Source organism: Oceanirhabdus seepicola (assembly GCF_023684385.1).
Classification (GTDB): domain Bacteria; phylum Bacillota; class Clostridia; order Clostridiales; family Clostridiaceae; genus Oceanirhabdus; species Oceanirhabdus seepicola.
This window is the reverse complement of the sequence record NZ_JAGSOJ010000001.1, coordinates 781,840-794,434: the sequence shown is the minus strand read 5'-3', so window position 1 is coordinate 794,434 and position 12,595 is coordinate 781,840. Positions and strand designations below refer to the sequence as shown.

Sequence of the window (12,595 nt, the reverse complement as noted above, 5' to 3'; positions counted from 1 at the left end):
TAAAATATGAAATTTAGATCAAGGGTATATAAAGATGTAAATGAAGAAGAGCCAAATTTTTGGCCTTCTTTTGTTGATGTAATGACTGTAGTAGTTTTAGTGTTTTTCTTTATAATGGTTATGTCCTTTGTAAGAAGTAGTATTCAACAGCAGTATTTTGAAGATGCTTATGAAGCAATAGATAATATAGCGAAAGATAGAGAAAAAATATACAACGAAATCATAGATAAATTTAAAGGTACAGAGGCAGAAGGTAATATAGAAATAATTAATGGAACCCTTAGTGTAAAGTCAGAAACATTGTTTGATACTGGCAGTTATAAATTAAGTATCCAAGGAGTGAGTTTGGCAAAAACATTAGGAGATGTATTCTATGAATTACTACAAAATGAAGTATACAAAGATAAAATAGATAGTATAGAAGTTATAGGACATACTGATATGGTAGGAGATGGAGAGTATAATAGAACCTTATCAACAAATAGAGCTATTAGTTTTGTAAATACAATGGTGCCTAAGGAAAGTGAAATAGAAAATCAATTGGGTAAATTCATTAAGGCATCAGGAATGTCTAAGTTTGATCCAATAGTTGGAACTACTGAAACTCAAACAGAAGAACAAAAAACTCAAAACAGAAGAATTGAAATAAAAATAAACTTCAATAACAAAGATATTCAAGATGTATTAGACAGTTTCAATAAAAAGTAGGTGATATTTTGGAGTTAAAAGATTACAACGAATTAAAGGAAATTGTTTTTGAGAACTATGAAAAAACATATGATATAAGCAAAAATAAAATACAATACCTAGAAGCTCTTGGAGAGATTACACTTAAAAAAGAGTTAGAAGGAAGAAATTGGGGTAAAATCTATAGTGAAAAAGATAGAAGTTTTATAAAGAATGCTCTTTGTAATAATGGCTTTATTAATACTGATAACTTTGATTTTAATGGAGGTATACACAGCAAAGAATATACGTATATTGCAAGTGAAAACTTAAGAGTAAAAGAAACAATATATATAAAAAGTTATGATACAATATCAATAAAAAAAATAGAAACAAGCCATCCCTTTATTACATATGAATTGTTTGAAAAGATAGAGAAGAAACAATATGAGATAAAATATGAGATAAACGTTGCTATGGAAGAACTAGAAAAGGATGAAAAAATCTCTATTTTTATAATTACAGATAATGAAACCCTTGTTTATAATATAAATTTAAAGGTGAAAAAGGGTCAGTTATATGAGTATGATAATAATTTCATAAGAAATGATAAAGATCTTGTTAATATATACTTAAAAGATAAGGAAGCTATACATGGCGTATTTGAAGACCCAGAGTTTTATGAATGGTATATTAATAACGGTGTAAGTAAAGATAATATAAAACTCATGGAAAATATTATGGAACATAATAATACTAAAGTAAAAATTCAAGCTTTTTTTCAATATGTACTTAAAGATAATAAAGATATATTCAATATGAAGTTAGAAGTTGAACAATTAGTATATGATAAAATTAGAATCAAAAATACTGGAACAGGATATCTATATGGTGAAATAAGTTATACCAGTAAATCTGGAAGGAAAGAAATTTCATGGGAACAGAACGAAGAAATTCTTTTGAAGGATTTGGATAGGAGAAATGTAATTATAATATCGAATAATGGTACCTATCAATTTGAATTAAGTGAGTGGGAAGAAGATGTAACACAAGCATATGATTTAAAAGAAGAGTTAGGTTATGAAGATAATAATGAAGAAGTTGTAGAAAAAATTACCCAGGAAATACCACAAGATAATTGTGCAGAAGAGGATACATCTATAGATATTCCAGGTGAAGACAAGGTTTCAAAAAAAACAGAGAATCAACAAGTAAGTAAAGTAGACAATAAGCAAAACTTTAAAAAGATAGCTATTGTAATAATTATATGTATTATTTTGGGAATTGTGGTGATTAACTATGGAAAATAATCAATTGAAGTTTGAAAAAATATTTTTGAGTGGAGAGAATATAACTAACCCTTCAAAAAGCTTAGAACAGTTTTTAAAGAACATTAAAAGTGAAGAATTAACTAGCATTAATATATATAGGTTAAACCTCGAACAAATGAAGGTTCTTTTTTATTCGGATATATACAAAAGGTATAATGAGTTTGGATTAAAAATAAAGGATATAATTGAGTCTTCTCTAAAAAAAGAAATATTTTTCTATGAAAAGGATGTAGATTACTTAAAAAGCAAAAATCATAATTCTATCTATAAATTTAAGTTAATGAATATGTATAAAATTCAAATAGATGGATTACAACCCTCGGATAAAGTCATATTTTTATTTGATAATTATAATGAAAACATAGAAACTGTAAAAAAAGAAATAGATAATGGATATGTGGTATTACCAGAGGTTGTAAGTAATATTAAGGTTATAAGAAAAAATAAAATACTTAAACTAGATATATTTATTTGTGAAAAAATTGAATGTAATGAAGAGGCGTTTCATCCTGATAGTTGTACAGAATATATTAAAGAACTTAGATTAGAAACATCAAGTTCAAGAATACTGTTTTATAACTGGGTTAAAATTTTTATTAAGAGTAACCTAAAATTAAATGAAAACAATATAATTATTTATGATGATATACTGAGATATAAAAATTTATTTCATGAAGATGAAATTTTCTATATAAGAGAAAAAATAAAAGAGAATAAGGCAAATGTAGAAAAAGAAAGTATATCAAGATTAGAAAATACACTTGAGTCATTAACATCATATTCATTAGATTTAAGTGCGGATATAGAGAATTTGATTAAGAAAAAAGAATATGTAAAAGCTATTGGAAGATTGTATTCAGAAGAAAAAGAAGAAAGAAGTAAGCTAAAGGAATCATTATTTTTAAAATTGGTTCAGTTATATAGCAGAACTGTAAATGATGCTGATGAAAGAGATTTAAGATTAGGGATAATGTGTGAAGAGTTTATATGTAAATATGAGATAGTACCAGAGTGTATATATGATTACATAGAAGAATTTTATAGGAAGAATACTTTAAGAACAGATAATACTCAAAAGGCTATAGCAATAGTAGAAAGGTATTATAAAGATAATATAAAGGCAGGGAGATTTATATTATACAATCATATACATAATAACTTTTATAATTTCGAGTTTTTTGAGATATTGATTAAGAGATATAAAAGGTATGGTATAAAAGAAAAATTAGTTAATAGGGCTATAAATACATTAGTTAGAAATAAAAATACTGTTATAACACCACAAAAAGATGAATTTTTAGAAATTTTGTTAGAGGTTTATAAAAATAATAAAGATATATATATACTAGAGTATATTTTAATGTTTTCAAAAAGAGCAAATTTATCCGTAGATAAACAATTGTTTAAGGATTATATACATCACTATGAGAAGTATGAAATGATTAGTTTAAGATCTATGCAAATAGCGCAGCATGCATTTAAAATAGGGGTTCAAGGTATAGAAAAATATTTATTGGCTACTTTGCAGTATGAATATATAAATAGGGAAGATGCAGATGAATATTATTCAGGAATTAATAATAACTGGACAAGATTACAAGGTAGATTTGCTAAAATAGGTTATTCATCTAAAGTTAAAATAAGAAAAAATGGTGAAGAAAGAGAATATATAAAAAATATAATATCAAGAAACTTTATAAGAAAAAACTTTGAGATATTAGTTGATTTATATAATACTTTAAAAGATATACGAGCCAAAGAAATGATAGCGGAAACATGCATAGATAATAAAATGTTTTATGAAAGAATTTTATTAGATTATATAGAAAGTAATGGTAGTAGAAAAACAGAGGCGTATAAGTTAATTATTAGAAACAAGATTAAAAATCAAATTGATGAAGCCTTTAAATACTGTTTAGAATTATACGAAAATGTGGAAGCAAGTAAATTCGAAAAGGAATTTCAAGATGTTTTATTTTGGATAAGAGATGAGGATTTAGAAAAGACAATAATTTTAGTAAACATGATATTATCAAATAGTAAAATAAAGCATAATTTAATAACTAGATCTTTTAGAAGCATTATAAAATCTTGTGCTAAGTATTCAGTTGAAAATAATAAAACAGAAAAGGTAGCATATATTTTTCAAAAGTTATTAGAGATTAATGAAGTATATGCAGACAATGCAGAAAAAAGAGATACAAGTGAAATTATATTACACTATATTAAAATTATAGAGGATATAAAAAAAGAAGACTATAGTTTGATATTAGATTTTTATAGTAAGAGTGAGCACAAAGAAGAGATTATTAAAATACTAAGCTTAAAAAATATTAATGTAGAACTTGCAAAGTTACTTATAGATATGAAAATATTAAATGAGAACAATATTCTTAAGATAAAAGTTTGTGGATTTGTTGAGAAGAATATTGATTATTTTGTAAACGAGGAATACGAAGAAATAATTGAAGATATTATTAGTTTAAAGAAAAGTGATAAAGAGAAAATACTTGAGATAACAAGTAAAGTTAAGTTAAGTGACAAGGCTCAAAATAAAATACTTGATATTGTAGAAGATCAAATAGACAAAGATTTAAATTTTGTATTTAAACTTTTAAGAAATATTGAGCATTACAATAATAAGGCTAAGAGTATACTACAATTAAATAATGATAATAAATTGATAGGTAGATATGAGGTCGAAAGTATAGAGGAGTTCAAGTTAGGAGAAGTACGATTGACAAAGGATATTTTTAATAATAGCGAATATGCATTATTAGAAATGGACAATCCTTTAAGCCAGTTATTTAAAAACTCATATGAAAGTATCAATAAGACTGCACTAAAATCTAAACAGGGATGCTACATTATTAAAAGCTATAAAAAACTCACAGAATTAATCAAAGATAGTGATACTATAGAAAAGCTGAATATACTAAAAAATCTAAGTGTTTTCTTAAAAAACATTTTCACTTTTATTAAAATAAAAGAAGATACATCTTTAGAAGAAATAGTTATACTAGATGATGTACCGGTGCCTATTAATATATTGGATTCTACAATTGTAAGAGAACCTTATTTATTGGATACAGATTTGTTGAATATTATTGTGAGTTTAGGAAACAAATTATTTGAAGATAATAAGGCGGTACAGAAAAAGTTAATAGAACCTATAGAGAGCAAAATATCATATTCTGTAAACGAATTTATAAAGCAAATAGAATATTTAATTACTTCTAATAATCAAGAAGAAAAGTTAAGCATAGGTTCATTCATTGATAGCTATGCAATATTAAAGGAATCAAAAGATACAGTAAATCAGATGTGTTTAGAAATTGTTAAGAAAGATATTAGTAATGATGAAGCTTATTATATTGTACAAGAAAACTTACAAATGTTGATTGATAATCAAGAAGATAATAGCATTAAGGCAAAATTATTAAAGTATTTGATTGTTAATAGGATAAACAAGAATATGGAAGAAGAACATTATAAGCAATTATTAGAATTGGAAAATGAATTACATGAGCAATTAGTAAATGATAGGCAAAATTATTCAGTAATAAAAAGCTTTATAAAAGAATCAACATATATTGTTAGAAGTTAGATTTCGCTTGAATTATTCATAAAGGTAGCAAAGGAATGAATCTCACCTGTGAAATACAGCTGTAAAATGAGGCATAAGAAAAACGACAATACATTAGTAGAAAACCATCATGAAAAATCATGATGGTTTTCTACTAAATAAAAGATGTTACACCAAAACTAAAATCTCACCCAATTGATATAATAAAACAAGAAAAATTATCCAATCACAACTAGTGGTGAAAACATGAAACGAGGAATCTACGAAGAAGCAATAAGTCCTGTACTCAGTCAAGCAAGCTCATTCCTGGTGTGAAAAGCTGTGTCTGTTTATTTAACAATTGTATAGTATTAGGTATGTTTTAGTTTAAGGTTGTAGTCTAAAATCCCTTCCAACAAATAATTATTCATTTTTAAAATATCAATTTTAAAATCAGACCTATTAAATAAGAGCGCAACAGCGAAAAGATTTGCTTCATATTCAATTTTTTCAGATGACGAGTCACCTTTAAATTGATTAAGAATATTTTCTTTATGAAGCAAAGCGTGTCCAAGTTCATGAGCACAAAGTATCTTCTGAGAATTTATAGTATAGTGTTCATTTAGAACAATACTAGGATTTTCACTAACATGTAGAATGTATGCAGGGAAAATTTCGGGTTTTATTTTAGTGGTAGATATTTTTATCTTAAGGTTTTTACATAATTCTATAGGATCTTTAGTTCCGTATTTTATCTTTAGTGAATTTGCAAGTTGAATGATTTTATCTCCGGTCATAAACTCCTCCTAAATTCAAATAAAATTATTTTTTATATTTGTAACTTAATAACTTTAATTGATGTAATAAATCGTTTGCGAATTCTATTAGTTCATCTGAAGACATTTGTTTAATATCAAAACCACCATATCCCATAATAACAGGTTGTGAAAGAATGAATTTCATTGCTTCTTTTGCTGTGGTAAATGAATATTCGCTATTATTTGCATTATTATCAGATTCATTATTTGTATCTTTGGGATAATTATCTATTATAGTGCCTTGAAAATAATTTAAATCAAGGTTACAGATTTTTATTATATTTTCAAGAATATATTCAGGTGCAGATTTTCGACCAGATTCTATATCTCCTAAAAAACTCCTAGAAATTTTTAATTCATCAGCTAGATTTTGGCCTGTGTATCTAAAGCCAACCTCTTTGCTTTTTATAGAACGGGCTTCTTTTATTTTTAAACCTATTTCTTTTTTGCTTAACATAATAGACCTCCTTACACATATATATATTACGCCAATTACGCCTTTGAGTCAATAAAAAGACGTAAAAAGCAGAATTAGTAAGATATAGGCAGATATTCTGATTTTGTAGGCGTAAAAGGCGTAAAGTGCATTTGTAAACTAAGAGTAAAAGGCGTAAAGTGTTTTTGTAAGATGAAATTAGATATTTAATCTTTGATAGAAAGGCGGTAATAATATGTGTTGAAAAATTTTATATAACAGATTAGGCATGTGAAAATAATCAAGAACATTACATTTCTGAAATAGGAAAGGGGTAAAAATGATGATGAATTTTAAAGAGCAATTAGATGTGATTGCTGAAATTACAATTTTATGCTGTGGTGAAAATGAATATAATACCTTAAATAATATATTTGAGAATATTGATACTGTTTCGTTATTTAATCTGAAAGATTTTAATGAGATTGATGTGAAAGAAAAATCTAATAAAGAAGAAATAGTCCAAGCTGTTCGTAGTTCGGATATCTCATTTGTAACGATAACATCAGGAGAAGAACAATTAAAATTAGTTCATAATGCAATTCAAATGTGTAAGAATGAAAATGTACATACGGTTGGAGTAGGAATTAAGCCAGCGTTAATTGAAGATGTAGAAAAAAGAAAGTATTTCAATCATCAAATTAAATATCTTAAGAATCAGATTGATAATTTGATATTAATTGATAATGAAAAATTAATTAATGGAGATATAATTTTAGAAGAGTTAAAAGAATTATCTAATAAAGCTCTAGAAGATGTAGTTGGTGGAATTATTAATTTAATAACTTTACCTGGGATAGTGAATCTTGATACAACAGATGTAAAAGTCATTCTAAATGGAAATGCTTTATCATATGTAGGAATAGGAAATGCCATAGGAGACAATAGAGCTGCAAAAGCTGCAAAGGAAGCTCTTTCAAGTCCATTATTATGTGAGCCTATTCATAGAGCTAAAAGTATAATATTAAATATAACAGCAGGTATAGATCTTGGCCTTTTGGAAATAAATGAAATAGCAGAATTAGTTCAAGAAGCTGCAATGGAAGAGGCAAATATTATATTTGGAGCTGTAATAGACGAGAGTGTGGAAGGCGTGAAAGTGGTTATTATAACTTCTGGGTATGAGGATATAAGGAGATTGACAGTTGTGAAATAGATGAGGATAAATGTAAAGGAAAGCTATGAAAATGCTGCTATGAGGGTATTTTCATAGTTTTTCTTTTCAATAAAACCATTTGAAAGGTATTTGTGATTTTTAAATACGTCTGCAAAATAATACAAAATCAGACAAAGTAAGTATGTTATATTATACATAAAATATATAAATTACACTAAAAAATGTAGGTGAAAACTATGGAAGATACTATAAATGAATTTGTAAAAGAGGCACTTATAAGATCCACCACAGATTTGAGTGAGAATGCATCATTCGATGATATTGAAAAGTTTTTAAGTCAATATGATGGTTCACAAGCTCAAGGTGTGGTGAATAATGTTAAGGGCATTGCTCATGAATTAGAATATGAATACATTGAAAATAATGATGGAGATGATATAACAGCTGAACTTTTTGGGGAAACCAATCATCCAGGAAGTGATATTAGGTTGACCAATGAAATAACTGGTGAGGTTACAGAGGTACAATTAAAAGCTACAGGATCATCAGAATATGTTAGAGAACATATGGAAAAATATCCACATATAGATGTTATGGCAACTGATGAGGTAGCACAGGAACTGGGTATTGAAAGTACTGGGATAAGTAATGATACATTAGATTTCCAGGTTAAAAGTACTCTTGATGAGTTAGGACTTGAAGGGTTGGATGATGATTTACTTGAATATGTAGAACTTCAAAATCAGAGTGTGCAGAGCATGGTGAGTATACAGGATACTAGTACATTATTCGAAGAGTTTGGAGATATAATGCCAGATATATTAAGTGGTTTTGCAGCTGGAGGATACTTAGCGTTACTTGATATATTTAAGGACAAGCCAGAAAAACAGAAAAGAGTTATGAAAGCTGGAATTGCTACTGGTATAGTAGATGGTTTTATAGATTTTGGCGAGATGGGATTAGAAGAGGGATTTGATATAAATCCTATGTTGTTGGCATCCGTAGCTAGCTGGTTAGCTAAGGCAGCAAACAGTTCAGATAATAGATATATAGGAACAATCGGAAAAGGATTCAATTCAGTTGTGAATGTTGGATTACAAACACTTGAATATGGAAGTTATGTTGCATTAGGTGCAGAAGTAGTGGATTTGCTTACAGGATTAGAAGTGGTAAGTTTTTTAGGTGATGCATTAGATGGTCTTGATTTTTTAGATGTATTGGGTGATGGCGCTGAGGTGGTAGATTTTCTTGATGGAATAGCTTCATTAGGAGTTGGATTAATAGCATCTAAAGCGGTAAAATCAATATTTAAGAATATGAATGAAAAAGATAGAGTTAAAATGGAAAGTTTGTCAAAGCGGGTAACTTCCAAAAGAATATTTGAAAAATCTTTGAAATCAGGAATGGATGTTAATACATTAATAGGACCTTATATGGGGTTCAATAGTTAGGAGGGGATGTAGATGCCATTTTTAGGAGCTGCTATTAATCTTGTAAGAGGTGGAATAAAAAAAATAGATAATATTAATAAAATATCGAAATTAGAAGATGAATTAAATAAAAGTATATATGAGGGAATGTCTGAGGAAGAAAAAATAGATGCACGAATAAAGGTCTTACAAGTGAATTTAGAATTAGCTAAGATAAACAAAGATGGGCGAGAAAGGGAATCACATATAGAAAAGGAGATTATAAATCTTATGGATATGAAATTGAAGAAAAAGATGGATGAATTAAGAAAAAAAGAAGCAACTCAATTAGATGTAGCAAATGCTCTTATAACTATTCAAAAAAGTAATAATGAAGTAAAAGATTATTTAAGTGAAGTAGAATCAAATATAAGTAAACTATCAGAAGATAACTATAAGAAAGTACAGGATATGGGAAAAAAAATAAAAGAAGAAAATTATAATTCATTGAGAAATGTACATAAAGATATTAATCAAAAGGGAAATGAAAGAATAATTGAGATAAGCGAAAAAACAATAGATGAAGTTAAAAAACTTAGTAAGATAGTTCAAGAGAATGATACTATGGTGAAGATGAATAATAAATTAACTGGGGATATTAGTCAGAGCCAAAATAGTATAAAAGAGAAAATAGATATACTAAAGATTAATATTGAAAATGCTAATTCAATGAGTAAAAAAAATGATGAAAGAATCAATCAATTAAATCAAGTTGCGACTTTGTTGAGAGAGGATATTCAAAATAACAAAAGAGAAATACTAAATGTTAGGAATGATATTTCAATATTGGTAGACCGTGCAAATGAATCAAGGGATAATATAAATGTAAATAATAAAGCTATAAAAAAATTAAAAAGATATTTAATTGGATCAGTTTCTGCATTAGCAATAGGTATAATCGGGATAGCGATTTACTTTAGTTTACATTAAAGCTCATTATTTAAACTATGAAGATATGGTTAATGAAAATAAATTAATAATCTCTTGGATTTTGATAAATCACAAGAATTGATATATAAAGAAGAAATTTCAAAAATGGGGGGGACTAAATGTGAATGACTTACGAATTTATGAAATTACTAATATAGTAAACAAAAAAATAAATATGTCTTTACCAAAGGCGATTTGCAGCGAAACATTAAAGAAAAGACTTACAAGTTTCATTGAAGTTTGTGAGAAAGTTGAAAAGAAAGAAAATGGCAAAAGTATTTATAGTTTTGGAAATTTTAAAATCATAACAGATGAAGTTGAAAAAGTTATAGTAGATGTAAAAGGGAACATAAACAATAATAATATGAATATAAATCAAATTAAAAGGTTAATCCAAACTTATCTAAAACTAGGGTTAAACAAAAGTGGGGTTGATGAAAATGAAAAGATAATTGAATTTCCAACCCAAGAAGAAATAGAGCAAATGATTAAAGAGTTAAATTTCACTATAAACTTTAAGGTACTTGCTTCTACAATTACTTTAACAACACAACATGATGAGTTTTTTGTTGAGATAGATGAATATAAAAATAAGTTCTTAGTAGAACATGTAAATAAGCTGGAAAGATTAGATGTAAGAGATAGAAAAAAACATAAAATGCATACACACAAGCAAGATATTTACTTATCATTTAAGGAAATATTAGAAGATGTCAAAAATCATTGTAGATATTTTACTGATAATGAATACTATAAAGAACAAAACGAGAAAGTATTGTAGGGGGACTGTCACCACCCGAAATTAGTAGAAAATGATAGAATTAAAATACCACTCTAATAAATTAGGGTGGTATTTTTACTGAGAAGGTAGAATATTACATGATATGAAGAGAGAACGAATGTAAAAAATTGATGATGAAAATAGTACATGTAACTTGCTTTGCAGAACGTTTATTCTTATAAAACGAAGTCAATAATATAAACAAAGAGAACAAAAGTTCTTTTAATATAAATGAAAGAGGTAATGACAATGGAGAATAAACTAATGAACCCAATGGTAGATTTTGCTTTTAAAGAGTTGTTTGGATCGGATGAGAAGGAAAGTAAAATTATATTAAAAAGCTTAATTAATGCTATTATTAAACCACCAGAGGGGAAGGAAATAGTTGAAATAGTTCATCTTAATCCGTATAATAATAAGAAATACCAGGATGATAAACTTTCTATTATGGATTTAAAGGTTAGAAATCAAGATGATGAACTGTTTGATATAGAGGTCCAAATCAATGAGATGAATGATTTCAGAAAGAGATCATTATATTATTGGAGTCGTTTATATGGTGAGACTATATCTAATGCAGGTAAGTATATAAATTTGAAGAAATGTGTTGTTATTAGTTTATTGGATTTTAAGCTTTTCAAGGAGAATGATAATTATCATAATATATTTAAGGTTAGGCATGTGAAAATAAATAACAAGTCAAAGATTCGAAGTATATTTTGCAAAATACGAAGAGTTGGGTTCCGCTGATAGTGGTTCTCTCAGTGGGTTCCGAGGATGAAGTAGTTTGCAAAATAGACGAGTATACTGACTTGTTATTTATTTGAACTTGTCTTGAGGAAAAAGAGCAAGATTTTTTATTAGTTGATGATTTGGAAATACACTATATAGAATTGCCTAAATTTAAATTAGAGAATAAGGATGAAACAACTCTTGATAAATGGTTGAGATTTATAGAATATGCAGCAGAGAATAGGAATACTGAACTATTAGAAATGGCAGATAAAGAGGAGGTGTATAGATTGGCTACGAATAGGTTGAAGAAGTTAAGTGCAGATGAAATAAAGCAACAGGAATATTATGCAAGGGAGAAGGCCTGGTTAGATGCAAGGTCAACAGCTGCTTTCTTTGAGGAAAAAGAACGGAAAGCAGAGGAGCGAGGATTAAAAAGAGGAATTGAAAGAGGCATTGAAAGAGGAATTGAAAAAGGAATTGAAAAAGGGATTGAACAAGGAATTGAAAAAGGAAAAATTGAGGTTGCTAGAAAGTTGTTGGATATTCTAGATGATGAAATTATTTCGGTAAAGGTTGGTATTTCAATAGAGGAAGTAAAGAGATTGAGGGAAGAGTAAACTATTTGAAATATATAAGAGGAACTTCATGTGTTTTTTGAGGGTACATGGGGTTCTTTTATTAAATAAAATAATGTAAAAAGGATTCATG

Annotated in this window: 10 protein-coding genes and 1 pseudogene; 9 read left to right on the top strand and 2 right to left on the bottom strand. The window is 27.4% G+C overall.

Translation table 11 applies throughout. From position 1 onward, the window contains the following. The first annotated feature begins 6 nt into the window (after positions 1-6). Genes KDK92_RS03525 through KDK92_RS03515 form a run of 3 tightly spaced genes read left to right on the top strand, consistent with a single transcriptional unit; the run spans position 7 to position 5,604 of the window. Positions 7-708, top strand: coding sequence for an OmpA family protein (locus KDK92_RS03525; protein ID WP_250857668.1), 702 nt, complete (start codon positions 7-9; stop codon positions 706-708). Positions 709-716: 8 nt separating this feature from the next. After that, positions 717-1,976 (top strand): hypothetical protein, encoded by a 1,260-nt coding sequence (locus KDK92_RS03520; protein WP_250857667.1) that lies wholly within the window; start codon positions 717-719, stop codon positions 1,974-1,976. Then, positions 1,966-5,604 carry a hypothetical protein gene (locus tag KDK92_RS03515; protein ID WP_250857666.1) on the top strand — a complete coding sequence of 1,213 codons (3,639 nt, stop codon included), beginning with the start codon at positions 1,966-1,968 and terminating at the stop codon, positions 5,602-5,604. Before KDK92_RS03520 ends, KDK92_RS03515 begins: the two co-directional genes overlap by 11 nt. Before the next feature lie 329 nt (positions 5,605-5,933). On the opposite strand, the gene KDK92_RS03510 is transcribed toward KDK92_RS03515, so the two are convergent. Together KDK92_RS03510 and KDK92_RS03505 are read right to left on the bottom strand one after the other, a co-directional pair. Next, positions 5,934-6,359, bottom strand: a complete 426-nt coding sequence (locus KDK92_RS03510; protein WP_250857665.1) for an ImmA/IrrE family metallo-endopeptidase — start codon at positions 6,357-6,359, stop codon at positions 5,934-5,936. 25 nt (positions 6,360-6,384) lie between these two features. Further along, positions 6,385-6,837 carry a helix-turn-helix domain-containing protein gene (locus KDK92_RS03505; protein WP_250857664.1) on the bottom strand — a complete coding sequence of 151 codons (453 nt, stop codon included), beginning with the start codon at positions 6,835-6,837 and terminating at the stop codon, positions 6,385-6,387. Between the two features lie 301 nt (positions 6,838-7,138). On the opposite strand from KDK92_RS03505, the gene KDK92_RS03500 reads away from it, so the two are divergent. From KDK92_RS03500 to KDK92_RS03475, 6 genes and pseudogenes are all read left to right on the top strand, one after another. Beyond that, the gene (locus KDK92_RS03500) at positions 7,139-8,011 is read left to right on the top strand and encodes an FtsZ/tubulin family protein (RefSeq protein ID WP_250857663.1); all 873 of its coding nucleotides are present in this window, start codon (positions 7,139-7,141) and stop codon (positions 8,009-8,011) included. Positions 8,012-8,208: 197 nt separating this feature from the next. Next, complete coding sequence (locus KDK92_RS03495; RefSeq protein ID WP_250857662.1) at positions 8,209-9,423, top strand: hypothetical protein; 1,215 nt, start codon at positions 8,209-8,211, stop codon at positions 9,421-9,423. Positions 9,424-9,435: 12 nt separating this feature from the next. After that, entirely contained in the window at positions 9,436-10,371 is a 936-nt protein-coding gene (locus KDK92_RS03490) for a hypothetical protein (RefSeq protein ID WP_250857661.1), read from the top strand. 121 nt (positions 10,372-10,492) lie between these two features. Continuing rightward, positions 10,493-11,152: a hypothetical protein gene (locus tag KDK92_RS03485; protein ID WP_250857660.1), complete on the top strand. Its 660-nt coding sequence runs from the start codon at positions 10,493-10,495 to the stop codon at positions 11,150-11,152. A 231-nt stretch (positions 11,153-11,383) separates the two neighbouring features. After that, positions 11,384-11,902, top strand: a complete 519-nt coding sequence (locus KDK92_RS03480; RefSeq protein WP_250857659.1) for an Rpn family recombination-promoting nuclease/putative transposase — start codon at positions 11,384-11,386, stop codon at positions 11,900-11,902. Positions 11,903-12,018: 116 nt separating this feature from the next. Further along, positions 12,019-12,504: pseudogene (locus KDK92_RS03475) on the top strand (PD-(D/E)XK nuclease family transposase); the annotation flags it as partial. Positions 12,505-12,595 lie beyond the last annotated feature (91 nt).